Below are 24,267 nucleotides of genomic sequence, written 5' to 3'. Positions count from 1 at the left end.
GTGCGTCAGACGGGCAGGATGCCGCGCTCGTAGGCGGTGGCGACGGCGGCTGCCCGGTCGGTCACGCCCAGCTTGGTGAACACGTGCACCAGGTGCGTCTTCACCGTGGCCTCGCTGACGAACAGGCTCGCGGCGATCGCCCGGTTGGGCGTGCCCTGGGCGACCAGCCGCAGGACCGCCACCTCCCGCTCGGTCAGTTCCGTCCCGGACGTGCCGCGCATCCGGGTGACCACCTGCGTGGCCACCGCCGGGGACAGCACCGACTCCCCGTCGGCCGCGGCGTGGACGGCGGCGACCAGCTGGTCGCGGGGGGCGTCCTTGAGCACGTAGCCGGTGGCCCCGGCCTCGAGCGCCGCGCGCACGTCCCGGGCGGTGGCGAAGGTGGAGAGGACCAGCACCCGCACCGGGTCCTCGCGCAGCGCGACGATCGCGTCCAGCCCGTCACCCCGGGGCATCCGCAGGTCCAGCAGCAGGACGTCCGGCCGGAGGGCACGCACCAGGGCGACCGCCGCCACCCCGTCCCCCACCTCGCCGACCACCTCGACGTCCGGCACCGCGGCGAGCATGCCGCGCAGGCCGTCGCGCACCACCGGGTGGTCGTCGGCCAGCACCACCCGGACGGTGCGCCGCTCAGCCACGGGCCACCGGCAGTCGCAGCGAGACCGCCGTCCCACCACCCGGCTCGGACTCCACCAGCACCTCGCCGCCGACCCGCTCGGCTCGCTGCCGCATGCCGCGCAGGCCGAACCGGGCCCCCGCCGTCCCCGCGCCGACGGACCCGGTCGCCGGAAAGCCCACCCCGTCGTCCCGGACGTCCAGGAGGACCTCGTCGTCGAGGAAGGACAGCGTGACCCCGACGCGGGAGGCCCGGGCGTGCCGGGTGACGTTCGCCAGCGACTCCCCCGCCACCCGCAGCAGGACGGCCTCGGCGGCGTCGGGCAGGGGCCGGGCGGCGCCGGTGACGACCAGCTCGGCGCGCGCACCGGTGCGGGTCACCCAGTCCCGCACCAGCCGGTCGAGCGCGGCCGGCGCGTCGGCGTCATCCAGCTGGGACGGCAACAGCCCCTCCACGGACCGCCGGGCCTCCACCAGGGCGGCGCGGGCGAGCTCGGTCGCCGCATCCACCCGCTGCGCGACGGCGGCGGGGGCGGCGTCGCCGGTGACCGCCTGCAGCTGGGTGACCACCCCCACCAGGCTCTGCGCGATGGTGTCGTGGATCTCCAGGGCCAGCCGCTCCCGCTCCTCGTGCCGGCCCGCCTCCCGGGCGCGCTGCAGGAGCGCCGCGTGCAGGTCGGCGTTCTCGGCCAGCGCATCGGCCAGCCGGGCGTTGGTCCGCTCCAGCTCGTCGATGGTGGCGACCCGCGCCGCGGCGAGCGCGTGCTCGTCACGCTCCATCCGGACGAAGAACAGCACGAGCCCCGCGTTGAGCGCGAACAGCCCCAGGAACGCTGCGGCCTGGGTCCGGTCGGCCGGTGGCAGGCCGCCGGACTGCGCACCGGCCAGGGTGAGCGCGGTGAGGAGCACCAGCGGGGTCACCAGCCGGCGCGGCGCGTGCTCGACCGTGTCGAAGTAGCCGACGAAGGCGAAGGCCCCGAAGAACGGGTTGACCAGGACCAGGACGAAGGCGGCGACGGTGCGGGCGGAGACGTAGACCGCACTGAGCCGGTCCGGGCCGCCCGGACGGCGGTCCCACCGGCGGTCGACCACCCAGGCGTGCCCGGCCGCGATCGCGCCGACCAGCGCCGCCGCGGCAGCCCACGCTGCCGGCCCCCGGTCGAACAGGTGCATCGACGCGGCGGCGAGCGCGGAGGCCAGGGCGAGGACCAGGTAGGGGCCGCGCCGGAGCAGGAAGCGCCACCGCACCTCGACGGCGGCCGCCGGACCCGTCACCGGCCCCTCCCCTCCACGGAGCTCACTGCGCAGACCTCACTGCCAGCGGAAGCATCGCACCGCCAGGACCGACAGCACGACGGCCCAGCCGGCGACGACCAGCACCTGCAGCAGGGTCGGCAGCTCTCCGGCCTGGGCCCGGTCCAACGCCAGCGCTGCCGCACCGGTCGGCGTCGCGGCCACGACGTCGCGGACCAGCCCGCTCATCGCGCTCACCGGGTACCAGACACCGGCGGTGAACATGAGCGGGAAGAAGACGACGGTGCCCACGGTGGAGGCGGCCCGGGAGGAGGGCGCCGCCCCGGACACCAGCGCCCCGATGCCGAACACGGCGACCAGCGCGAGCAGGTAGGCCAGCGCCCAGGCCGGCAGGGCGGCGGGCAGCGGGACGCCGAACGCCAGCCGGCCGACGGCGAGCACGAGGACCACCGACACCAGCACCGCGGCCGCGTGCAGGGCGACCTGCGCACCGAGCACGTGCGCGGCCCGGGCCGGGGTGGTGGCGATCCGGCGCAGCACCTGACGTTCCCGGTAGGCGCTGATCACCGCCGGCATCGCCGTGACCCCGGCCATGATCGCGGCCAGCAGGCAGGACACCGGCACGTAGGCGGCCACGAAGCTGACCCCGCCGAACTCCGCGGACGGCTCGTCGAACCCCGGGACGAGGCCGAGCACGACCAGCAGCAGGGTGGGGAACAGCAGGATCCAGAACAGCGAGCCGGGCTCGCGCAGGAACAGCCGGGCCTCGGTGGCCAGGACGGCCCGGCCCGGGCGGGCCCGACGGCTGCTGGTGGGTCGGGTGGCGGTCACGCGGACTCCTGCAGGGTGGTAGCGGCATCTCGGCGAGGCAGGGCGGGGGCGACATCGGGACGGCGGACGAGGTCGAGGTAGGCGTCGTCGAGGGTGGTGGCGGAGACCCGCAGGCCGACCGGCTCCACGCCACGGGTCTGCAGTGCGTGGAGCACCGCGAGGACGCCGTCGTCGGTGCCGACGACCTCGAGCCGGTCACCGCGACGTTCGATCCCACCGACGCCGGGCAACCCGGACAGGGCCGCCGCGGGGAGGACGTCGGCGGGAGCGGTGAAGGACATGAGCGTCGAGTTCGCCGAGCGGGCGACCACCTGCTCGGGCGTCCCCTCGGCGACGACGCGGCCGGCGGCCATGACGGCGATCCGGTCACAGAGCTGCTGGGCCTCCTCCATCAGGTGGGTGACCAGCACGACGGTGGTGCCGCCGTCGCGGACCTCCCGGACCAGCTGCCAGGTGTCCCGGCGGGCCTCCGGGTCCAGCCCGGTGGTCAGCTCGTCGAGCAGCACCACCCGGGGCCGGCCGACGAGGGCGGTGGCGATCGCCAGTCGCTGCTGCTGGCCACCGGAGAGGTGGGCGTACCGGGTGTCCGCGACCTGCCGCAGGCCGAGGCGCTCGAGGAGCTCGCCCGGATCAGCGGGGTCGTCGTGGAAGGCGGCCACCATGGCCACCGCCTCACGGGCGGTGAGCTTGGCCTGCAGCCCGGAGCTCTGCAGCTGCACGCCCAGCAGGCGGGTGACGGCGCGACGGTGCTGCCAGGGCACGTGCCCGGCCACGCGGACCGTGCCGTGGTCGGGACGGGTGAGCCCGGCCATGCACTCGACCGTCGTCGTCTTGCCGGCGCCGTTGGGCCCGAGCACGCCGACGATCTCGCCGTCGTGGACGTCGAGGTCGACGTGCTCGACGGCCACGGCGGAGCGGTACGTCTTGCGGAGGTCGCGGACCTCGATCAGTGGCATGGCACGACACTGGCAACGGCGCCTCGTCGTGCCATCGACCGACCGGCTGGACCCACCTCCATCGATCGGCGCCGGAGCGGCTCTCCGGCGCGGCGGCGGGCAGCGATGACCCCCGCGGTCCGGCCGAGTCGAGGAGGCAGCACCGACCGATCCGACTGGAGACCCCTGTGCCCGACAGCACCACCCCCGAGCGCCTGTGGGCGGCAGCCCACGCCGAGCGCGCCGCCCTGGCGGACGACCTGGCCGAGCTGGACGAGGCGCAGTGGGTGCAGCCCTCGCTGTGCGGGCGGTGGAGCGTCGAGGAGGTGGTGGCCCACCTCAGCGCAGCAGCCAGCACCGGGCGGGCGCGCTGGCTGGTCAGCATGATCGGTGCGCGCTTCGACGCCGACGTGCACAACGCCCGACGGCTGACCGAGCACCTCGGCTCCACCCCCACCGAGACGCTGCAGCGCTTCCGCACGGTCGTCGACAGCACCACCGCCCCGTCCGGGCACACCGCGGCCTGGCTCGGCGAGGTCGTCGTGCACGCGCAGGACGTCCGCCGCCCGCTCGGTCTGCCCGGCCGGCCCCCGGTGCCCGTGGTCACCGAGGTCGCCCGCTTTTACGCCGCCCGGGACTTCGCCGTCAACAGCCGCACCGCCGCCGCCGGCCTGCGCCTGCAGGCCAGCGACGGGCCCTTCGCCGCAGGGGCGGGCCCGCTGGTCACCGGCACGACCCTGGCCCTGACGATGGCCATGGCCGGACGCGCGGCCTTCTGCGACGATCTGACCGGCCCCGGCGTGCGTGTGCTTCGAGAACGGTGCACACGCCGCTGAGCCACGGGGAACCGCTGGACCGCGTGGGGACGTTGTCCCGGGAGCCGGCACACCGCCCTGGACGAGGAGCACCATGACCACCCCGCTGCCGACCGGCCCCGCCGGTGCCCTGGACGTGCGGGCCGACGAGGAGCTGACCTGGCTGCTCTCGCTGGACCCCACGGTGATCGCCGTCCTCGGTGGCGTGCTGGTGACGTTCCTGCTGATCGCCGTCCTCGCCGGGTGGCTGGTCGTCCGGCGGGTCCGGCGCAGCCCACTGGTGGCCCGGAGCCGGGAGATCGCCGCCCGCAGCCGTGAGCTGGGCATGCAGGGCGCCACCGCCGTCGCGGCCCGCCGCCTGCCCCCGGGGCAGCGGCGCTCCTGTGCGGAACTGCAGCTCGAGGTCTGCCGCGCCCGGGATCGGCTGCGTCGCCAGGTGGCGACCGCGCAGGCCGCGGGCGCCCACCTCGGCGAGATACCGGACCTGCTGCCGTCGCTGGAGGCCGAGGGCAGTCGGTTGGAGCAGCGCCTGCGGCAACGGGCGCTGGTGCCCGAGCCGACCGCCCGGGACGACCTGGAGCTGGAGGCGCGGGCCCACCTGGACACGCTCGCCGACGTCTGCGACGCGGTCCGGCAGGCGGAGCGGGTGGCGTCCACGGCCAGGCGGCCGACCACCGAGGTCGCCGATGCGGTCACCGCACTGCGGGCGCACACCAGCGCCTACGAGGAGCTCATCGCCCCGCCGGTGGCGCCTCCGCTTCCTCAGCCACCGGCCGGGGCGCCCACCCAGGACCAGCCGCTGCGTGCCGAGGACCGGGCTCGCTGAGTCCGCGGATCAGCGGCCTCGGTCCGAGTCGGCCGGTGCGCAGGTCCCGGCACTGCCGTCTCCCGGCGGCGCCGCCATCGTGGCCAGCAGCGCGGACAACTGCCGCTGCTCCTCCCCCGTCAGGCGGCCGAGCCGGTCGGCGGGGAAGTCGAAGGAGCGCCGGACGGCGCGGTGCTCGCGGCGCCCGGCCGGGGTGATCGAGACCTGCTTGACGCGCCGGTCCGCCGGGTCGGGCACCCGGGTCACCAGTCCGCGGGCCTCCAGCCGGGCGACGAGCTGGGTGACGTTGGACGGGTCGCAGAGCAGCTCGACGGCGAGCTCCCCCATCGACCGCTCCCCCATGGTCAGCTGGCCGAGCAGGCAGGCCTGGGCAGCGCTCAACCCGACCGCCTGCGCCGCGCGGTCGTACGCCGCGTCGTAGGCGTACACGAAGTCCCACATCTGCTGCTGCAGCGTGCTCGCGTCGTCTGCCACGGCGCCGAGGTTACTTGATGGACTGAAGTAGTCGTGCCACCATGGCGACAGGAACTTGAGTGACTCAATCAATTGGAGGAGTTCCCCACGGTGGTCGAACACGCAGGCACGACGACGACCCGGGTCCTCGTCACCGGGGTCCGCGGGAAGACCGGCGCCCCGCTGGCGGAGCTGCTCGTCGCCCGGCCGGGCGTCGAGGTGCTCGGCGGCAGCAGCGACCCGGCGACGGTGGACGTCGCCGGGGTCCGGCCGACCGAGTTCTCCTGGGACCGGCCGGCCGGCTGGCCCGCGGCGACCGACGGCGTCGACGCGCTCTACGTCGTCCGGCCCGATCGTGCGGACGCGCCGGAGCTGATCGGGGCGCTCCTGGAGGTGACGCCACCCCGGGCGCACGTCGTCCTGCTGTCCGAGCAGGACGCCGACTCCACCGGGCCGGCCGGGTGGGCGCCGGCGGCCGAACGCGCGGTGCGGACCGGCGGCCACAGCTGGACGGTGCTGCGGCCGAGCTGGTTCATGCAGGTGCTCACCGACCCCCGCTTCTACCTCGACCAGCTCACCGGCACCGGCGAGCTGCCGTTCGCCAGTGGGGGCGCGAGCCTTGCCTGGATCGATGCCCGGGACATCGCCGCCGTGGCCGAGCGCGCCCTGCTCGACGAGGGGCACGCCGGTCAGGTGTACGAGCTCACCGGTCCGGCGGCGCTCTCGCTGCCCCGCACCGCGGAGCTGATCTCCCGGGCCATCGGGCGTCCCATGACCCACCGGGAGATCACCATCGACGAGGCGCTGGCCGGGAGCGAGGGCTTCGAGCGGGAGATCACCGCGGTGACGTTCGAGCGCGTGCAGGCCGGCAGCTTCGCCGTCGTGACCGACGCCGTCCTGCGCGTGACCGGGCGTCCGGCCAGGACCCTGGAGACCTTCCTCGCCGACGCGGTACCCGTCCTGCGGCGCGCCGCCTGACCCCGGCCCGGGGCGCTGTCTGCACGACCACGTCCAGCCCGAGGGACCCCGGACGATCCAGCCCCCACGGCAGGCACGCCGTGAGGGCTGGATCGTCTGGTCAGGCGCGTACGCGGTTGCGCGGCCGACGGCGGCGGGCGAAGAACCGCTCCACCCGGCGCCACCGGTTCGGCGTCTTCTCCCGGTCCATCACCTCGGACTCGGCGAGCGCACGGTCGACCGTGCCGAGCTCCGGCGGCTCGAACACCACCAGCGAGCGGCCGGTCTCCCTGCGCAGCCGCTCGATGCCGCGCACGAGCGAGCCGGTGTCGGTGATCGCGGCGGCGACCTCGTCGGGCGTGCACCCCAGGTGCTCGGCCAGCAGCCGGTGCCGGAAGTCGACGATCGTCGCGGCCACCCGGTCGGCCCCCGGCTGCCCCTCGACCGCCTCGATCGCCAGGTCGCACTCGGTGTCCAGGCCCATCGACCGGTTGTTCAGGTTGCTGGAACCCAGCCGCAGCAGGCGGTCGTCGATGACGGCCACCTTGGCGTGCACGTAGATGGGCTCGCGCTGCTCGGTCACCGGACAGTAGAGCCGGAACCGGTCGTGGACGTCGGCCTCGCGGATCAGTTCCAGCACCCGGGCGCGCGCCGTGCCCATCGCCTTCTCCGAGAGCCAGCCGTCGGCGGTCCACGGGTTGAGCACGACGACGTCGGGACCGTCGGGCTCGCGCAACCGCTCGGCGATCGCCTCGGCGATCCGGCGGCTGGCGAAGTACTGGCTCTCCACGTAGATCGAACGACGGGCCGCGGCGATGCCGGCGAGCCACAGCAGCTCGATCTCGTGGACCAGCTCCACGCCGCCGTGTTCCGGGCGGGTGCGGGAGATCGCGACGTCGACGTCGGTGAGCAGCGGCTCGACCTCCTCGGGCCAACACTCCCGCCCCTCCGGCAGCGGCTCGAGCCGCTGTCCGGTGCCGCTCTCCCACCGCGTGCGGGCGAGCTCGGCGACAGCTCGGGCGGCGGGCCCGGTCAGCATGCTGGTCGCGTCGTGCCACGGCCCGGCGAGCCTGCCCTCGGCGCGTCCAGCGGCCGGCGACCGTCGGTGCGGGTTGGTGTCGGCGTGGTCGGAGGTGTCCCAGCGGTCGGCGGTGACGTCGATGCCGCCGGTGAAGGCCAGGCAGTCGTCGACGACCACGATCTTCTGGTGGTGCGCGCCCCCGACCGGGTGGTGGGTGTCGATGGCCAGGGTGAGGCGGTCGGAGGTGCGCCGGTCCAGCAGCACGATCGGCTGGAGCCCCCGGCCGAGCGCGCGCAGCATGCCCAGGTCCCACTGCAGGACCCCGACCTCCAGCTGCGGGTTCTGCTCCACCGCGTGCTCGAGCACGGCCCCGAGCCGGTCGTCCTTCGGCCGGCCACCGGCCAGCGGGTCCAGGCGGATCCGCGGGTCGAAGTCCCAGCCGATGAACAGCACCCGCCGCTCGGCGCGCAGCACGGCTCGCTTGAGGGTGGCGAAGTACTCGGCCGCGTCGACGAAGACGGCGAAGCGGGTGGCCCGCTCGATCCGCCAGCAGGTCTCCCCGGGGATCAGCAGGGGCGCGCCCTGCTCCGGCGGTCCGGCGTCCCCGCCACGGGGGGCCGGGAGCCCGGCACCAGGGTCGGTGTCGGGGTCTGTCGTCGCCTGGCCGTCGTCCATCACGTCGGGAGTGTGCCCGTCGTCCCGCACACCTCCAAGGACCGACTCCCTCGAACCGGGGACACGGCTGCGGCACGACGCCGTCCCCCGGACGCGGAACTCAGGTGCTGATCGGCCCGGCAGCTGGGAAGGTGCTCGCCGACCGGGCCCGGCCGGCTACCGCCGGACCGGGGACCACACCAGCACAGGCAGGGAGGCCCGATGGACGGCGACACCGGCCCCACGGACGACGCCCGGTCGCTGCGCGCAGCGCTGCGCACGGAGCTCGTGGCCGCGATGCGGGCCCGCCGGGCCGACGCCGTCGCCGCGCTCCGCAGTGCCCTGGCCGCGATCGACAACGCCGAGGCCGTCGTCGCGCCAGGGACCGCGACCGGCGCCACGAGCGCACACCTCGCCGGCACCCGGACCGGGGTCGGTTCGACCGAGGCGGACCGCCGCGCCCTGTCCCTCGGCGACGTCCGCGCTCTGCTGCGCGCGGAGATCGCGGAGCGGCGGACCGAGGCCGACCGCTACGACGCCCTCGGGCAGCACGAGGCCGCCGGCCGGCTCCGGCGCGAGGCCGAGGTGCTCGACCACCACGCCGACGGGTGACCGCGCGTATCCCGGCTGCGCGGCTGACCGGCCGTCAGCGGCGGGCGAGGACGGCCATGGCCGCCGCGCACCCCCACCCGGCCACCACCACGGGGGTCTCGACCGGGTCGAACCCGCCCGGGCTGACCCGGAGGCGGGTGCAACGCTCGCTCAGGTAGCCGAACGTCAGCCCGGTGCCGAGCCACCGGAGCACCCAGCGGGCCCGGTCGTCCGGCCCGCGGAGCAGCCGGGCGGTCGCCCAGACCTGCGGCCCGAGCAGGTACGGGGGTGCGCTGAAGGCCGTGCCGAACCAGAGCCAGTCCCGGACGAGGTGGTCCGGGCTCCCCACCAGGAAGGGGACGTCGAAGTGCTGGCGGCGGCGCAGCGCGACGACGTGACCGGCCAGCTGAGCGGCCAGCTGGGTCGCCGAGACGGCCAGGAGCGTCGATCGCTGCACCATGCCCCCGCACGGTAGGGCGCCCGGGCGGTCCAGCGACGGCTCAGCTCAGCTGGTTGATCCGGATCAGGTTGCCCGTCGGGTCGCGGAAGGCGCAGTCCCGCACGCCGTAGTCCTGGTCCGTCGGCTCCTGGAGCACCTCGGCGCCACTCGCCTCGATCTTGCCGAAGGTGCCGTCGAGGTCGTCGGTGCCCAGGGTGAGGGCGGCGTAGTTGCCCTTGGCGATCAGCTCCAGGACGGTGCGGCGCTCGTCCTCGGTGATGGTGGGGTCGGCGGCCGGCGGGTGCAGGACGACGGAGGTCTGCGGCTGGCCGGGTGGGCCGACGGTGATCCAGCGCATGTCCTCGTAGCCGACGTCGTTGCGGACCTCGAAGCCCAGGACGTCGCGGTAGAAGGCCAGCGAGGCCTCCGGGTCGGTGTGCGGCAGGAACGCGTAGTGGATGGTCAGGTTCATGGCGTCGACGCTAGGGCCGGCACCGGCGCCCGGGCTTCTCGATTCCTGACCGGTCTGGTCACCTGTTTCGCCAGGCACGGCGGGATCCCCGCGCTCCCCCGGGCGGCCTGCTCGCGGTAGACGCTCGGGGGCATCCCGACCAGTTCGGTGAAGCGGGTGCTGAACGTGCCCAGCGACCCGTAACCGACGGCGAAGCAGACCTCGGTCACGCTGAGGTCGCCCCGCCGCAGCAGGGTCATCGCCCGCTCGATCCGCCGGGTCATCAGGTAGGCGTAGGGCGACTCGCCGTAGGCCCGCTTGAACTCCCGGCTCAGGTGCCCGGCCGACACGTGCACCCCGCGGGCGAGCGCGTCGACGTCCAGCGGCTGGGCGTACTCGCGGTCGATCCGGTCCCGGACCCGGCGCAGCAGCACCAGGTCGGCCAGACGCTGCTCGGAGACGGGTCCACCGGCCATGACCAAGATCGTAGGGACGTGCCGGGACAGCACAAGCCTCCCGGCGCAGGAGGTCGCGGTGGCCCCACCGCAGCGGGTCGGGCGGGTGTTGGTAGAAACCGGCCGGTGAGCACCGAGGCGACGCTGTTGCTCACCCTCGACCTCGTCGGGACGTTCGCCTTCGCGCTGAACGGTGCGCTGACCGCGCTGCGGGTGACCCGGCTCGACATCGTCGGCGTCGTCACGCTGGGGATGACCACGGCCCTCGGGGGCGGGATCATCCGGGACGTCCTGCTCGGCAGCCTGCCGCCGGCCACGTTCAGCGACTGGCGCTACCTCGCGGTGGCCGCCGTCGGCGGGCTGGTGGCCTTCGTCTTCGGGCCCGGGTTGGACCGGCTGAACACCCCGATCACGGTCCTGGACGCCGCGGGACTGAGCCTGTTCGCGGTCACCGGCGCCGCCAAGGCCCTCGCGCTGGGACTCGGCCCGGCGCAGGCGGTGCTGCTCGGTGCCCTCACCGGGGTGGGTGGCGGCACGCTGCGCGACGTCCTGATCGGGCAGGTGCCGTCGGTGTTCCGCAGCGGCCTGTACGCGATCCCGGCACTGCTCGGGGCGACGGCCACCGTGGTGGTCATCCAGCTCGACGCGTACGGGGTGGCCACCGCCGTCGGCGCGGCGGTCCTCTGCTTCACCGTCCGGATGCTCGGTGTCCGGTTCGGCTGGAACGCCCCGATGCCCCGCACGCCGCGCGCGCAGCGCCCGCTCGGCGACTGACCACGCCGGGCCCGCGACCGCAGGGGTGCCCGCGGCTCGACGAGGTCGGGAGCCGCAGCGCTGTCGCGCGGGACGTCACCGTGGCACGACACCGGCACGACACCCCGGCACCGGCGCGCCGCACGAGGGCCGGCGGGGACGACTTGACGAGAACGTCACACCCAGGGTCTTCCGACGAAACGTGAGCTGAGGCACTCTGTCCGCCACACCGCGCGGCCACTCCCCTCGTCGCGCACCCGCATTCGTCAACATCCGTAGACGTTCCGAGGTGCAGCCATGACCACCACCCAGCTCCAGCTGACCCATCCGCTGGACCCCGTCCAGTCCGAGGAGATCGAGGAGGTCCGGCGGGTCACCGCCGCGGCCGGCCTGGTCGCCGACAGCACCCGCTTCGTGTACGTCGGCCTCCAGGAACCGCCCAAGCAGGAGGTGCTGGCGCACCGTCCCGGGCAGCCGGTCGCCCGGCGTTTCCGGGTGCTGCTGCTGGACCTGGCCTCCCAGGTCTCCCAGGACGTCGTCGTCGACACGACCGCCGGCGAGGTCGTCTCGGCCGTCGAGCTGGACACCGCCACCTCCGGCCAGCTCCCGGTGCTGGACGAGGAGTTCGAGCTGGTCGAGCAGCTGCTGTCCACCGACGAGCGGTGGCTGGCCGCCCTGGCGGCCCGGGACCTGGACGTCGCCCAGGTCCGGGTGGCCCCCCTGTCGGCCGGTGCCTACGAGGAGTACCCGGACGAGGCGGGGCGACGGGTCCTGCGCGGCCTGGCGTTCCTGCAGGAGACGCCGACGGACTCCGCCTGGGCGCACCCGATCGACGGTCTGGTGGCCTACGTCGACACGATCAACCGGGTCGTCGACCAGGTGATCGACACCGGCGCCGTCCCGGTGCCCACCGGCTCGGGCAACTACGACGACCCGGCGGTCACCGGCCCGCCGCGGACCACGCAGAAGCCGATCGAGATCACCCAGCCCCAGGGGTCGAGCCTGACCCTGGAGGGCAACCTGCTCACCTGGGAGAAGTGGTCGCTGCGGGTCGGCTTCGACACCCGCGAGGGCCTCGTGCTGCACCAGATCGGGTTCGACGAGGGCGCCGGTGTGCGGCCCGTCGTCTACCGGGCCTCGATCGCCGAGATGGTCGTCCCCTACGCCGACCCCAACCCGGTGCGCTCCTGGCAGAACTACTTCGACACCGGCGAGTACCTGGTCGGCCGCTACGCCAACGCCCTCGAGCTCGGCTGCGACTGCCTCGGCGACATCACGTACATGGACGCCGTCATCGCCGACGAGCAGGGCAACCCCCGCACGCTGCCCAACGCGGTCTGCATCCACGAGGAGGACTACGGGATCCTCTGGAAGCACACCGACCTCTGGAGCGGCTCGCAGCAGACCCGCCGGCAGCGGCGGCTGGTGGTCTCCTTCTTCACCACCGTGGGCAACTACGACTACGGCTTCTACTGGTACCTCTACCTCGACGGCACCATCGAGTTCGAGGCCAAGGCCACCGGCGTCGTCTTCACCTCCGCGCACGCCGGCGGCGACTACGCGTACGCCTCGCAGGTCGCCCCGGGGCTGGGTGCACCGCTGCACCAGCACCTGTTCAGCGCCCGCCTGGACATGACGGTCGACGGCATCGCCAACCGGGTCGACGAGGTGGAGGTCGTCCGGGTCCCGATGGGGCCGGACAACCAGCGCGGCAACGCGTTCACCACCTCGTGCACCACCCTGGCCACCGAGTCCGCGGCCCAGCGCGATGCGTCCCCGGCCACCAACCGGGTGTGGCACATCGTCAACCCCGAGCGGCTCAACCACGTCGGCCAGCCCGTCGGGTACGCCCTGTTCCCGGAGGGGCTGCCGACGCTGCTGTCGGACCCGGACTCCTCGATCGCCCGGCGGGCGGCGTTCGCCACCCGACACCTGTGGGTGACCCGCTACGACCCCGCCGAGCGGTACTCGGCCGGGGACTTCGTCAACCAGCACAGTGGGGGCTCCGGGCTGCCGGAGTACGCCGCGCCCGACCGGGACATCGACGGCCAGGACCTGGTGGTCTGGCACACCTTCGGGCTCACCCACGTGCCCCGGACGGAGGACTGGCCGATCATGCCGGTCGACTACACCGGGTTCACGCTGAAGCCGTTCGGCTTCTTCGACCGGAACCCCACCCTCGACGTGCCGGCCTCGACCTCCGCGCACTGCGCGGGCGGCGCCGCCTCCTGCTCGACCACGGAGGTCTCCGGTGAGTGAGCGCCCGACCACCTCGAACGGCGCGACCGCGCTGACCTCCCCCGGTGAGCCGGCCGGCCGGGGCAGGGACGGCGAGCAGCTGAAGTCCGGCCGGCTCGGCGTCCTCGGCATCGTCTTCTTCGTCGTCGCCGCCGCGGCCCCGCTGGTCGGCATGACCGGCGCCGTGCCGGTGGCCATCGCGGCCGGCAACGGCGCCGGCGCCCCGGGCGCCTACGTCGCCGTCGGGATCGTCCTCATGGTGTTCGCCTCTGCCTTCTCGGCGATGAGCCGGGTGGTGACCAACACCGGGGCGTTCTTCGCCTACGTCGGCCGCGGCCTGGGCCTGTCCGCCGGCGTCGGCTCGGCGTTCGTCTCCGTGTTCGCCTACCTGACCATCCAGCTGGCGGTCTACGGGTTCTTCGGCGGTCTGATGGCCGGGCAGATGGACGCCACCTTCGGCATCGACGCCCCGTGGTGGCTGTGGACGCTCGCCGCCTGGGCCCTGGTGCTCGCCCTCTCGGTGGTCAGCGTCGACGTGGGCGCCAAGGTCCTCGGCACGCTGATGGTGCTGGAGCTGCTCAGCCTGGCCGTCGTCGCCGTCGCCGTCATGCTCGAGGGCGGCGGCCCCGACGGGGCGAACCTGGTCGAGTCCTTCGCCCCGCAGAACGTCTTCGTCGGCGGCCTGGCCGGCTCGGCCGGCATCGCGCTCGCGTTCGCGTTCGCCTCCTACATCGGCTTCGAGGCCACCGCGATCTACGGCGAGGAGAGCAAGGACCCCGAGCGCACCGTGCCGCGGGCCACCTACGCCGCGGTCGGGCTGATCACCGTCATCTTCGCGGCGGCCTCCTGGGCCGTGGTGAGCGGACTGGGCACCGACGACGTCGTCGCCCGGGTGCTCGAGGAGTCCTCGGTGGACGGCGTGCCGCTGGCCGACCCGGCGGCGGTGCTGTTCTCCGTCGCGGCCAGCTACGTCGGCGACTGGCTGGCCACGGTGATGAGCTGGCTGGTGCTCTCCAGCCTGTTCGCCGGGCTGCTGGCCTTCCAGAACTGCAGCGCCCGCTACTTCTTCTCCCTCGGCCGGGCCGGGGTCTTCCCCGGGGCCCTGCAGAGCACCAACCGGCACGGCGCCCCCGGCATCGGGGCGATCGTGACCAGCGTCCTCACCGGCGCGGTCATCGTGGTCTTCGCCCTGGCCGGCCTGGACCCGGTGCTCAACCTCTTCTACTGGTCCTCCGGGATGGCGGTCATCTCCGTCGTGCTGGTGGAGATCCTCGTCTGCCTGGCCGTCCTGGTGCACTTCCGCGGGACGGGGCGCGGGGGCCACTGGTGGTCGACGCTGGCCGCACCCGTGCTCGCCGCCCTCGGCCTGGCCACCGGGCTCTACCTGCTGATCGGCCGGTTCGGCCTGCTGGCCGGCACCGTCCCCGAGGGAGTCGACCCGGCCGTGACGGCCTGGCAGCTCAGCGCCACCGGCTGGACGCTGGTGCTGCTGCCCTTCGTGCTGTTCCTGGTCGGGCTGGTGGTCGGCGCAGTGCTCTCCCGGAACGCCGACCAGCGCCCGGCGCTCCGCGACGTCGTGGGGTGACCGATGCTCCTCTGAGCACCCCCGCGTCCCGAGGAGCCCCGTGCCGAAGATCGTCGACCACGCCGCCCGCCGCACCGAGATCATCGAGGCGGTGTGGTCGCTGATCGTCCGCAAGGGGTTCATCGCGGTCACCATGCGCGAGCTGGCCGCGGAGGCCGGGTACGCCAACGGTGCGCTGGCCCGGTACTTCCCGGACAAGGACGCCGTGCTCCGGGCGGCGTTCCAGCGGGCGTTCGACGCCACGAACGAGCGGGCCCGTGCCGCGATCGGTGACGGCGGCGGGCTCACCGCGTTCCGGCTGCTGTGCCTGGAGATCATGCCGCTGGACGAGGTCCGGCTCGCCGAGGCCCGGGTGGTCATCGGCTTCTGGGACTACGCCGCCGGCCAGCCGGAGCTCGTGGAGTTCTACGACAGCGCCATGGAGACCTGGCGCGAGGAGATGCGGATGTACCTGGGACAGGCCCGGGCCGCCGGCGAACTGGTACCGGGCCGGCCGCACGACCGGATCGTCGACGCGGTGCTCGCGCTGACCATGGGGATGCAGATCAACGCCTGCTTCTCCCCCCGCCACAACACCCCGGAACGCCAGACGGCCGTGCTCGAGGACTTCCTCGCCACGATCAGCCGCCCGGCCTCCTGACCTGCGCCGCCCCGGCGAGGAGCCGGGGCGGCGCGGTCCAGCGTCAGTCGAAGACGATGACGCCGCGGATGTTCTTGCCGGCGTGCATGTCCTCGTAGGCCTCGGCCACCTGGTCCAGCGTGTACTCCCTGGTCACCAGCTCGTCGAGCTTCAGCTGACCGGCCTGGTACATGCGCAGCAGGGCGGGGATGTCGTGCCGTGGGTTGGACTCGCCGAACAGCGACCCCTGGAGCCGCTTCTGCATGAGCGTCAGGTCGCCGAGGGCGATGGGGGCGCCGGTGGCGGTGACGTCGCCCAGCCCGGTGAGCACGACGGTGCCGGCCTTGCGGATCGCGGCCAGCGCCTGGGCCACGTGCTCGCCCTGCACCACGCCGATCGTGATGATGACGGCGTCGGCGCCCTGCCCGTTGGTCATCGACCGGGCGTACTCGGTGGCCTCCTCGATGCCGGCGAAGGCGTGCGTGGCGCCGAACTCCTTGGCCTTCTCCTGCTTGAACGGGACCGGGTCGACCGCGATGACCGTGCTGGCGCCGGCGTGCACCGCACCCTGCAGGGCGTTGGCGCCGATGCCGCCGATGCCCATCACGATCACCGTGGCGCCCGGCTTGAGGTTCGCCGAGCGGACCGCCGAGCCCCAGCCGGTGGGCACCCCGCAGCCCACCAGGGCGGCGGACCTCAGCGGGACGTCCTTGCTGATCTTCACCACCGAGTCGACCGAGGCGGTCGTGTACTCGCTGAAGGTGGAGATGCCGCACTGCTGGCCGACGGGGTTGCCGTCCTCGGTCATCCGGAAGCTGGTCGGGTCCTCGGCCCGGGCGCCGGTGAGCAGGGAGGCACCCAGGTCGCAGAGGTTGCTCTGCCCCTGGGCGCAGGGCTCGCAGTGCCCGCAGGCGGGCAGGAACGAGAAGACGACGTGGTCGCCCACCTCGTAGCCGGGGGTGTTCGGCCCGACCGCGGTGACCACACCGGCACCCTCGTGGCCGCCGACGTAGGGGTAGACGGCGACCGGCACGTCCCCGGTGGCGACGTGGTCGTCGGAGTGGCACAGCCCGGACGCGGCGAGCTTGACGGTGACCTCGCCCTGGCGTGGGTCGTCGAGCTCGACGGTGGCCGTCTCGTAGGTGCCGGGTGCCTTGCGGACGAGCGAGACGCGGGTGGTGACGGGCACGGGGTGCTCCTCTCCGAGCGCGGAGGATGCGGCCGGTCGGGGAGCCAGCCGCTCCTCCCGAGGTCTTCCTGACCGCGCGGTCAGGAACACCCGCAGCCTAGGTGGCCGGAGTGGCGCACGTCACTGTCCGGCCGCGTCGCCGGTGACCCCTGACGGCGGTGGGCCACCGAAGATGGCCAGCAGTTCGTCCACCTCGTGGGCCGCCGCCGCGGGGTGCCGGAACGGCTGGTGCGGCTGCACGGTGTAGTGCGTGCGGCGGCCGACCCGCGTCCGCCGCACGTACCCGGTGTCCTCCAGGTCGCGGAGGATCGCCAGCGCAGCGCGGGGCGAGATGCCCACCTGCGCGGCGATCTCCGCGACCCGGAGGTCGGGTGCGCCGGCGACGGCCAGCAGGACGTGCCCGTGGTTGGTCAGGAACGTCCACCGCCGCTCACCGGTCATCGCCCGCCGTGCCCCTCTCCCGTCGCGTCCACCCGCTGCCGTCGCCAGGTCGGCTCCAGCGCCGCCGTCTCCTCGGCCGAGGCGACCCGGAAGGGCGCAGCGGCCCCGGATGCCACCGGCGCCCGGCCCTGACCACGCGTCGCCCGCAGGCTGGCCACGACCGACACCCCGATGATCGTGGCGACGACGGCCAGGGAGACCGTCGTCGGCACGTAGAACAGGTCGACCTTCAGCATCATCTTGACCCCGACCCAGACCAGCACAAGTGCCAGCCCGGCCTTGAGGTACACGAACCGGTGCATCAGGTCGGCGAGCAGGAAGTACATCGCGCGCAGGCCCAGGACGGCGAAGGCGTTGGCGGTGAACACCAGGAACGGCTCGTCGGTGACCGCGAAGATCGCCGGGATCGAGTCGACCGCGAAGACGACGTCGGTGACCTCGATGACCACCAGCACGGCGAGCAGCGGCGTGGCGACCAGTCGCCCGCCCATCCGCACCACGAGGCGCTGGCCGTGGTAGGCGTCGGTCATCGGCACGAAGCGGCGGAAGGCGCGCAGCGCCCGCGACCGCTCCGGGTCCAGGTGCTCGTTGCGCTGCCGGGCCATCCGGACGCCGGTGACCAGCAGGAACGCCGCGAAGACGTACAGCACCCAGCTGAAGCTGGCGATGAGCACCGAGCCGGCGGCGATGAAGATGCCGCGGAACACCAGGGCACCGAGGACGCCGAGGAAGAGCACCCGGTGCTGGTACTCCCGGGGCACGGCGAAGTACGTCAGCACGATCGCCCAGACGAACACGTTGTCCACGGCGAGCGACTTCTCGATCAGATAGCCGGCGAAGTACTGCTGGCCGTACTCACTCCCCGCCTGCCACCAGACGACGGCGCCGAACGCGACGCCGAGCGCCACCCAGACGGCCGACCAGCCGGCGGCCTCCCGCACGCCGATCACGTGCGCGTTCCGGTGGGCGAAGAGGTCGACGGCGAGCATGACGAGGATGACCGCCAGCACGGCGAGCCAGATCCAGAGGGGGACGTCCACAGGGCACCTTCCGGTCAGGTTGCGACCGGAGGTCTCCCCCGCTCCCGGACACCCGCCCAGGAGCTCCATCCCGCCGGGCCACGAGGGCCGTGCTGACGACGAGGTGGCGTTGGGGTACTCCCCTCCACGACGAGGACAAGTGAAGCAGACTTCACCTGTCTGCGCCAGAGCGGAGTCCTGGCAGCTGGGCGAGCACGTCCCGGTCGGGCCCGAGGACCCTGCCGGGACGCCGCCGAGGGCTCTACCGTCGGGGACGCACCGCCGAAGGACACCGCTGGGGAACTGGAGGAGCCGTGCAGGTCAGGGACGTGATGACACACGAGGTGGTGACCGTGGGGCCGGACACCTCGGCGAAGTACGCGGCCGAGGTCATGGCCGAGCGGGGCTTCGCCGCCCTGCCGGTGGTCGACGACGGCGGCACGGTGATCGGGATCGTCGCCGAGGCCGACGTCCTCCGGGACCGCCTGCCGCCCGACCCGCGGCTCCACCTCCGCCGGTCGCCCGTGCCCGACGCGCCACCGGCCCTGCTCGTGCGCGGGGTGATGACGACGTCGGTCCACACGGTGCCGGTGACCGCGGACGTGTCCGACGTGGCGCGGTTGTTCGTGGACGCCCGGCTGCGCAGCGTGCCGGTGCTGGACGGGGAACGACTGGCGGGCATCGTCAGCCGCCGGGACCTGCTGCGCCCGCTGGCCCGCCCGGACGAGGAGATCCGGGCCGACCTGCTCCGGCTGGTGGAGAGCTACACGCAGGAGACCGGCAGCTGGGCGGTGGAGGTCGCCGAGGGCGTCGCGACCGTCCGACGGTCCCGCGGCACCCCGGACACCGACGACGAGCGGGCCACCGTCGAGACCCTCGCCCGGACCGTCCCCGGCGTGGTGGCAGCGCGCGTGCCCACCGACGTCCTCGGCTCCGACACCGACCCAGGCAGCGCCACACCGCAGTGATCTCGGGGGGGTCCCCGATGCGACGCCCTCCCCGCAACTCCCGAGCAAGGCGACTCCACGCGCTGAGACCGATGAACTGATCCGTGGCGTCGCGGATTCGCCACCCTGCACCACCCACTGGTCCTGACGCCGCAAGGCGGCTGGGTCACTCGGCGGGGACGTTGGGCGGGATCCGGTGCGGCCCGGCCTCGGCCGGCCGCGGCCGGTCCTGTGGGTGCAGCCGGACGGCGATGAGAGCCACGTCGTCGTCCGGTGTGCCCGGGAGCATGCGGGCGAGGACCGTGTCGCACAGCTCGTCGAGGTCTGAACCGGCGAGTTCGACCAGGACTGCCTGCAGCTGTGCGGTGCCGGTGTCGAGGTCCTGGTCCCGACGCTCGACCAGCCCGTCGGTGTACAGCAGGAGGACGCTGTCCCGCCCGACCTCGACCTGCGACTCCCGTCGCGCGGTGGACGGGTCGACGCCCAGCATCAGGTCAGCGCGGTCGTGGGCCAGGATCTCCACGCGCCCGTCTGGATGGATCACCATCGGTGGCGGATGCCCGGCGTTGGACCAGTGCACCCGGGTCGTGCCGGCTGCCCGTTCCTGGTCCGTCTGCTCCAGCCTGGCGACCGCAGCGGTGGCCAGGATGTGTGACTGCAGGGTCTCCATCACCTGGTCGGCCTGGCTCAGCACCGTGGCAGGTCCGTCGTGGTCATGGGCGCCCAGGGTGCGCACGATGGTGCGCAGCTGCCCCATCGCCGCCGCCGCTTCGGTGTCATGGCCGGCGACGTCCCCGATGGCGAGCACAACCGCCCCGTCGGGTTGGAGGAACGCGTCATAGAAGTCCCCACCGACCTGCGCGGCCTGGGAAGCCGGCACGTAACGCACCACGATCTGCCCGTGGTCGGGCTGCGGGGGTGCGGTGAGCAGGGACCGCTGCAGTCCCTCGGCCACGTCACGCTGCTGCCGGTACAGCCGGGCGTTGTCCAGCACCAGACCGGCGCGGTCGGCGATGTTCCGCGCGGTGACCAGGTCCTCGGGGGCGAACGCGCCACGGGCGGTGCCGTTGGCCAGGGTGAGCAGCCCCACCGGGCCGTCGCGCCCGGGCAACGGCAGGACGGCGACGGCCTCAGGGGCCAGGTCGGCGAGCAGGTCACGCACCGGGCCGGCAGTGATCATCGGCAGCACCTGCGCGGTCGCGCCGGAGTCGACGAGCTGCATCTGCCCGCTGGTCAGCGCGCGGACGAGGATGGAGTCGTCATCCAGCGAGCTCAGCCACGCCTCGGCGTAGGCGGAGGTGGTGTCCCGACGATCGGGGTCGGTGTGCCAGCACGACGCCGTGCGCATCCCGCGACGGGAGCCGGCGGCCCGGTCGTCCTCGCTGCCGGTCACGACGCACCAGTCGGCGACCGCTGGGACGACCAGCTGCGCCAGCCGCTGCGCGGCCTCATCGCCGTCCAGGGTCGCCGACAGGTCCTCGGTGATGCGGGACAGCAGCTGCTCCCGGGCAGCCACCTGCTCGGCCTGCTGCTGGGCCACCACGCGGGAGGTGATGTCGACGAAGTGCAGCACCAGACCCGACGGGCTGGGCACCGCTCTCACCTCCACCCAGATGTTCAGAGGTCTGGGGTAGTAGGCATCGAAGACCACCGGCTGTCCGGTGGCCGCGGCGGTCCGGTAGTTGTGCTCGAAGACGCTCCCCACCCCGGCAGGGAACACCTCCCACATGTTCTGACCGAGCATCTGCCACCGCGGGAGGCCGAGGATGCGCTCGGCCTCACGGTTGACGTGGGTCATCACCCAGTCGGTGCCCAGTGCTATGAACCCGACAGCCATCTCGTCCACGATCTGAGCCGCCCGCTCCTGCGGCTCGCGGGTCGAGGTGCTGTCGTGCACCACGCCGACCAGCCGCCGACCCGACTCCCCGTCGTCACCGACCACCTCGCCGCGGGCGGCGACCCACCGGTGCGAGCCGTCGGCCAGGGCGATGCGGTACTCCGCTTCGTAGGTGCCGCCGGCCTCGATGGCGTACCGCACCCCGGCGACGACGTCGTCGACGTCGTCGGGGTGGACGTGGGCGTAGACGTCGTCGGGGCGACCGGAGAACGAGGCCCGGTCCATCCCCGACAGCTCCAGCAGGCGGTCGTCGACGGTCAGTGCACCGGAACCCAGGTCCAAGGCGAAGGTGCCCACCTGACCGGCGTCCAGAGCCAGCGTCCGCACAGACCGGTCGGCGTCCTGCTCCGCCCGGAGCTCCCGCGCTTCGGCCGCGGCCACCGCGGTGCGGTGCTGGGCTTGGCGCAGCTGCAGCTCCGAGCTGCACGCCCCGGCCAGGTCGGTGAGCACCGCCAGGTCCTCATCCGTCCACGTACGCGGCTCGCTGTCGATGGCGCACAACGACCCCACGACCACACCGTCGGCGTCGGTCAGCGGGATCCCGGCGTAGGCGATGACGTGGAGGTCGGGGATCGCCAGGTTGTCCGCGACCAGCGGGTCGATGCGAGCGTCGCCGATCACCAGCGGCTCGCCCGATCGGACCACGTGCTGGCAGAACGAGTGGCTCAGCGGAGTGCATCGCGTCGATTGCCAGGGTTCGGGCAGCCCGATCGCTCCGGGGAAAACCTGCTCGTGCGCCGACACCATCGTGACCAGCGAGACCGGCACGCCCAGCTGCCGGCGGACCAGTCGGGCGAACCGCTCGAACGCCGGATCAGATGCGGCGGGTAGGGAGGAGATCAGAGGCAGCGAGCCGGTCACGCGTCCCCTTCGCGGGCGGACACCCATCAGCCGACGTCCCGTCCAGTGGCCTTCGATGTTACCGGCACGATCAAGCCGCTGGGCCGTCGGTCAGCAGGCCGAAGACCAGACCGCGTTTCCAGGAGGGACCACCGTCATCCAGGACGCCGCGCCGGTGGCACTCCAGCAGGGGGACTGGCCGAGAGCTCCGTGGTCCTGGGTGGCGGCCGTTACGCGTTCCGGCCTCATGGACGGCGGTGCAGAGCCCGCCGTCCATGACCTCAGGCGGCGGTGTCCACGTTCACGTAGGCCCACACGTGCTTGCGGTCTGCCGTGACCGACCAGCCGTAGTCACCGCACAGCCGAGAGATGAGGTGCAGGCCGAGGCCACCGAAGGCCGGATCCCGGTCCACCGCCGGGGTCGGCGCATGGTCAGGCGCGGCGTCGGTGACGTCGATCAGCCAGCCGTTGCCTGCGGCAGTGACCGCTGCCTGGACCGGCGGCTGCCCGTGCCTGAAGCCATTGGACGCGAGTTCCTCGTAGGCCAGCAGCAGGCACTCGATGTCCTCGGATATGTCACCCGGTGGCACGCCCGCGCCCAGGACATTGGCTCGAAGGTCCAACCGCGAGCGGGTCAAGTCGGCGGCCTGTTGCAGGTCCCACGCCCACGGCGGTAGTTGATCTCGTAATGGCTGCGGGAGTGCTCGTTCCGACCAGAGTGGTGCATCCATGTGTTCGCGCGCTCCAGATCCCACGATGTGGTGGGAGTTCATCCGACGAGAGAGCCAGTACAAGCTTCCCGAGCCGTAGGCTTGACTCATCGGCTGCTCGCCGTCGGTAGTTGCGACGCTACGCTAGCGGGGAAGCGGCACCGGCAGAGTCCGCTGCGCTGCCATTCCGACCTGATCCTGAGCCCGGGAGCAGGTCGACCACCGCAGTGTTCCCGCCGGACCCATCCAGAACGCCGACGCCCGGACCGTCCCGGGCGTCGTGGCCGCGCGCGTGCTGCCCGAGGGCCAGGGACAGGGCAGCACGCCCCCGCGCTGATCGCCCCGACGCAGCCACGGGTCGAAGGTCCTGGGCAGCCGGGACCCGGGACCCCGGCGCGGACCGCCCCGGTGCGCCGACGCTCGCAGGAGCACGCCCGTCCGGTCCGCTGCCGAGAGGAACGACGATGAGCACACACCCGCCGCGGGTCCTGGTGACCGTCGCGAGCCGGCACGGCTCCACCGCCGAGATCGCCGCCGCGGTCGTCCGGCACCTGCAGGAGTCGCCGGCCGGTCGTCGCTGCGGACTCCGCGCGGTCGCCGTCCCGGTGGAGCGCCGCCCCGACCCCTCGTCCTACGACGCCGTCGTGCTGGGCAGCGCGGTCTACGCCGGCCGGTGGCTGGAGCCCGCCCGGCACTACGCCGCCGAACACGCCACCGCACTGCGGGGCCGGCCGGTCTGGCTGCTGAGCAGCGGTCCGATCGGCGCACCGCCCTTCCCACCGGACGAGCCGCACGACGCCGAGCCGATCGGCGCGTCCGTGGGCGCCCGTGGACACCGGGTGCTGCCCGGGCGACTGGACCGGGCCCTGCTCGGGATCGGCGAGCTGGCCATGGTGACCGCGCTGCGCGCCCCGGTCGGCGACTTCCGCGACTGGGCGGCCACGCAGGCGTGGGCGGAGGAGATCGCCGAGGCGCTCGCCGGCGCGGTGAGCTCCTCGGCGCCGCCCTCCTCGCCGTCCTGAGGCCAGCTCCGTCGCCGTCCTGAGGCAGCTCCGTCAGGAGCGGTGGACCGGGCGCGTGGCCTGGCCGGTGGTCCGGTCGACGGGCTGGTGGCCCGCGGCGGCGGGCGGGAACACCACCGGGACGCCGGCCTCGTGCGCCAGCCGCTCGGCGACGCTGCCCAGCAGCCGGCGGGAGAAGCCCCGTCCGCGGCGCCCCAGCACGAGGACGTCGGCGGCCTCGGCCCGGGCGATCTCCAGCAGCACCCGGGCGGGCTGTCCGCAGCCGATCTCCAGCACGGCACCCTCGGGCAGCCAGCCCGCCCGGTCGGTGAGCAGGTCGTGGGCGGCCCGCCGCCGGGGGTCGTCCGGGAACTCGGCCACATCGGGGTCGAGCACGCTCACCAGGACGAAGGCCGCCCCACCGCCGGCGAACAGCCGCCCCGCCTCCCGTACCGCCTGGTCCGACTCGGCGGAGCCGTCCACGCCCACGACGACGGTCAGCCGGTCCGGGTCCTCGTTCCGGGGGCTCCCCTCCCCGCGCTCCAGCACCGCGACGTCCCGCCGGGCCCGTTCGGCGGCGATCGGGATGAACAGCGGGCCCAGCACGGCGCCCATCAGGTACCACCCCCAGTGGCGGTAGCCCTGCCGGGCGAGCAACACCACCACGGCGGCGAGCCCGGCCAGGACCCAGAGGGCGATGACGATGGCGACGTAGGCGACGGTCTCCACGA

At 73.7% G+C, this 24,267-nt stretch carries 25 protein-coding genes; 10 read left to right on the top strand and 15 right to left on the bottom strand.

The genetic code is table 11. From position 1 onward, the window contains the following. Positions 1-5 precede the first annotated feature (5 nt). From O2W15_RS09650 to O2W15_RS09635, 4 genes are read right to left on the bottom strand one after another with little or no spacing between them, the layout of a single operon-like run. Positions 6-638: a response regulator gene (locus tag O2W15_RS09650; protein WP_269179249.1), complete on the bottom strand. Its 633-nt coding sequence runs from the start codon at positions 636-638 to the stop codon at positions 6-8. Beyond that, entirely contained in the window at positions 631-1,890 is a 1,260-nt protein-coding gene (locus O2W15_RS09645; RefSeq protein WP_269179248.1) for a sensor histidine kinase, read from the bottom strand. The genes O2W15_RS09650 and O2W15_RS09645 overlap by 8 nt, the downstream gene beginning before the upstream one ends. Positions 1,891-1,926: 36 nt before the next feature. After that, the gene (locus O2W15_RS09640) at positions 1,927-2,700 is read right to left on the bottom strand and encodes an ABC transporter permease (RefSeq protein ID WP_269179247.1); all 774 of its coding nucleotides are present in this window, start codon (positions 2,698-2,700) and stop codon (positions 1,927-1,929) included. Further along, entirely contained in the window at positions 2,697-3,656 is a 960-nt protein-coding gene (locus O2W15_RS09635; RefSeq protein WP_269179246.1) for an ABC transporter ATP-binding protein, read from the bottom strand. The genes O2W15_RS09640 and O2W15_RS09635 overlap by 4 nt, the downstream gene beginning before the upstream one ends. A gap of 167 nt (positions 3,657-3,823) precedes the next feature. Here O2W15_RS09635 and O2W15_RS09630 point away from each other — a divergent pair, with 167 nt between their 5' ends. Beyond that, positions 3,824-4,471 carry a maleylpyruvate isomerase family mycothiol-dependent enzyme gene (locus O2W15_RS09630; protein WP_269179245.1) on the top strand — a complete coding sequence of 216 codons (648 nt, stop codon included), beginning with the start codon at positions 3,824-3,826 and terminating at the stop codon, positions 4,469-4,471. 73 nt (positions 4,472-4,544) lie between these two features. Next, a complete protein-coding gene (locus O2W15_RS09625; RefSeq protein WP_269179244.1) occupies positions 4,545-5,276 on the top strand; it encodes a hypothetical protein in 732 nt (243 codons plus the stop codon). A 9-nt stretch (positions 5,277-5,285) separates the two neighbouring features. On the opposite strand, the gene O2W15_RS09620 is transcribed toward O2W15_RS09625, so the two are convergent. Next, the gene (locus O2W15_RS09620) at positions 5,286-5,750 is read right to left on the bottom strand and encodes a MarR family winged helix-turn-helix transcriptional regulator (protein ID WP_269163191.1); all 465 of its coding nucleotides are present in this window, start codon (positions 5,748-5,750) and stop codon (positions 5,286-5,288) included. 90 nt (positions 5,751-5,840) lie between these two features. Here O2W15_RS09620 and O2W15_RS09615 point away from each other — a divergent pair, with 90 nt between their 5' ends. Beyond that, a complete protein-coding gene (locus O2W15_RS09615; RefSeq protein ID WP_269179243.1) occupies positions 5,841-6,707 on the top strand; it encodes an NmrA family NAD(P)-binding protein in 867 nt (288 codons plus the stop codon). 100 nt (positions 6,708-6,807) lie between these two features. Here O2W15_RS09615 and O2W15_RS09610 read toward each other — a convergent pair whose 3' ends face one another. Then, positions 6,808-8,382, bottom strand: a complete 1,575-nt coding sequence (locus O2W15_RS09610) for a phospholipase D-like domain-containing protein (RefSeq protein WP_269179242.1) — start codon at positions 8,380-8,382, stop codon at positions 6,808-6,810. A gap of 201 nt (positions 8,383-8,583) precedes the next feature. Between O2W15_RS09610 and O2W15_RS09605 the strand changes: the two genes are divergently transcribed. Next, positions 8,584-8,973, top strand: coding sequence for a hypothetical protein (locus O2W15_RS09605; RefSeq protein ID WP_269179241.1), 390 nt, complete (start codon positions 8,584-8,586; stop codon positions 8,971-8,973). Positions 8,974-9,007: 34 nt separating this feature from the next. Here the strand turns inward: O2W15_RS09605 and O2W15_RS09600 are convergent, their stop codons facing one another. From O2W15_RS09600 to O2W15_RS09590, 3 genes are read right to left on the bottom strand one after another with little or no spacing between them, the layout of a single operon-like run. Further along, complete coding sequence (locus O2W15_RS09600) at positions 9,008-9,412, bottom strand: hypothetical protein (RefSeq protein WP_269179240.1); 405 nt, start codon at positions 9,410-9,412, stop codon at positions 9,008-9,010. Positions 9,413-9,452: 40 nt separating this feature from the next. Further along, positions 9,453-9,863 carry a VOC family protein gene (locus O2W15_RS09595; protein ID WP_269163199.1) on the bottom strand — a complete coding sequence of 137 codons (411 nt, stop codon included), beginning with the start codon at positions 9,861-9,863 and terminating at the stop codon, positions 9,453-9,455. Next, the gene (locus O2W15_RS09590) at positions 9,860-10,318 is read right to left on the bottom strand and encodes a helix-turn-helix transcriptional regulator (RefSeq protein WP_269179239.1); all 459 of its coding nucleotides are present in this window, start codon (positions 10,316-10,318) and stop codon (positions 9,860-9,862) included. The genes O2W15_RS09595 and O2W15_RS09590 overlap by 4 nt, the downstream gene beginning before the upstream one ends. Positions 10,319-10,423: 105 nt before the next feature. On the opposite strand from O2W15_RS09590, the gene O2W15_RS09585 reads away from it, so the two are divergent. From O2W15_RS09585 to O2W15_RS09570, 4 genes are all read left to right on the top strand, one after another. Beyond that, positions 10,424-11,071 (top strand): trimeric intracellular cation channel family protein, encoded by a 648-nt coding sequence (locus tag O2W15_RS09585; RefSeq protein WP_269163201.1) that lies wholly within the window; start codon positions 10,424-10,426, stop codon positions 11,069-11,071. 276 nt (positions 11,072-11,347) lie between these two features. Further along, complete coding sequence (locus tag O2W15_RS09580) at positions 11,348-13,309, top strand: primary-amine oxidase (protein WP_269179238.1); 1,962 nt, start codon at positions 11,348-11,350, stop codon at positions 13,307-13,309. After that, a complete protein-coding gene (locus tag O2W15_RS09575; protein ID WP_269179237.1) occupies positions 13,302-14,873 on the top strand; it encodes an APC family permease in 1,572 nt (523 codons plus the stop codon). Before O2W15_RS09580 ends, O2W15_RS09575 begins: the two co-directional genes overlap by 8 nt. Positions 14,874-14,913: 40 nt before the next feature. Further along, entirely contained in the window at positions 14,914-15,513 is a 600-nt protein-coding gene (locus tag O2W15_RS09570) for a TetR/AcrR family transcriptional regulator (RefSeq protein WP_269163204.1), read from the top strand. Positions 15,514-15,556: 43 nt separating this feature from the next. Here O2W15_RS09570 and O2W15_RS09565 read toward each other — a convergent pair whose 3' ends face one another. The 3 genes from O2W15_RS09565 to O2W15_RS09555 form a co-directional block, all read right to left on the bottom strand. Further along, positions 15,557-16,681 (bottom strand): NDMA-dependent alcohol dehydrogenase, encoded by a 1,125-nt coding sequence (locus tag O2W15_RS09565; protein WP_269179236.1) that lies wholly within the window; start codon positions 16,679-16,681, stop codon positions 15,557-15,559. 120 nt (positions 16,682-16,801) lie between these two features. Further along, entirely contained in the window at positions 16,802-17,122 is a 321-nt protein-coding gene (locus O2W15_RS09560) for a winged helix-turn-helix domain-containing protein (RefSeq protein WP_269163206.1), read from the bottom strand. After that, positions 17,119-18,162 carry a TerC family protein gene (locus O2W15_RS09555; RefSeq protein WP_269163207.1) on the bottom strand — a complete coding sequence of 348 codons (1,044 nt, stop codon included), beginning with the start codon at positions 18,160-18,162 and terminating at the stop codon, positions 17,119-17,121. The genes O2W15_RS09560 and O2W15_RS09555 overlap by 4 nt, the downstream gene beginning before the upstream one ends. Positions 18,163-18,473: 311 nt before the next feature. Between O2W15_RS09555 and O2W15_RS09550 the strand changes: the two genes are divergently transcribed. Further along, entirely contained in the window at positions 18,474-19,109 is a 636-nt protein-coding gene (locus O2W15_RS09550; protein ID WP_269163208.1) for a CBS domain-containing protein, read from the top strand. A 145-nt stretch (positions 19,110-19,254) separates the two neighbouring features. On the opposite strand, the gene O2W15_RS09545 is transcribed toward O2W15_RS09550, so the two are convergent. Then, the gene (locus tag O2W15_RS09545) at positions 19,255-21,873 is read right to left on the bottom strand and encodes a SpoIIE family protein phosphatase (protein WP_269179235.1); all 2,619 of its coding nucleotides are present in this window, start codon (positions 21,871-21,873) and stop codon (positions 19,255-19,257) included. Between the two features lie 233 nt (positions 21,874-22,106). After that, positions 22,107-22,463 (bottom strand): ATP-binding protein, encoded by a 357-nt coding sequence (locus tag O2W15_RS09540; protein ID WP_269179234.1) that lies wholly within the window; start codon positions 22,461-22,463, stop codon positions 22,107-22,109. A 536-nt stretch (positions 22,464-22,999) separates the two neighbouring features. Between O2W15_RS09540 and O2W15_RS09535 the strand changes: the two genes are divergently transcribed. Continuing rightward, positions 23,000-23,557 carry a flavodoxin domain-containing protein gene (locus O2W15_RS09535; RefSeq protein WP_269179233.1) on the top strand — a complete coding sequence of 186 codons (558 nt, stop codon included), beginning with the start codon at positions 23,000-23,002 and terminating at the stop codon, positions 23,555-23,557. A gap of 33 nt (positions 23,558-23,590) precedes the next feature. Here O2W15_RS09535 and O2W15_RS09530 read toward each other — a convergent pair whose 3' ends face one another. Then, complete coding sequence (locus O2W15_RS09530) at positions 23,591-24,265, bottom strand: universal stress protein (protein WP_269179232.1); 675 nt, start codon at positions 24,263-24,265, stop codon at positions 23,591-23,593. Positions 24,266-24,267: the final 2 nt, after the last annotated feature.

Source organism: Modestobacter sp. VKM Ac-2979 (assembly GCF_026967995.1).
Lineage (GTDB): Bacteria > Actinomycetota > Actinomycetes > Mycobacteriales > Geodermatophilaceae > Modestobacter.
Note: the sequence above shows the minus strand (reverse complement) of the source record. Positions and strands in the feature narration are given on the sequence as shown.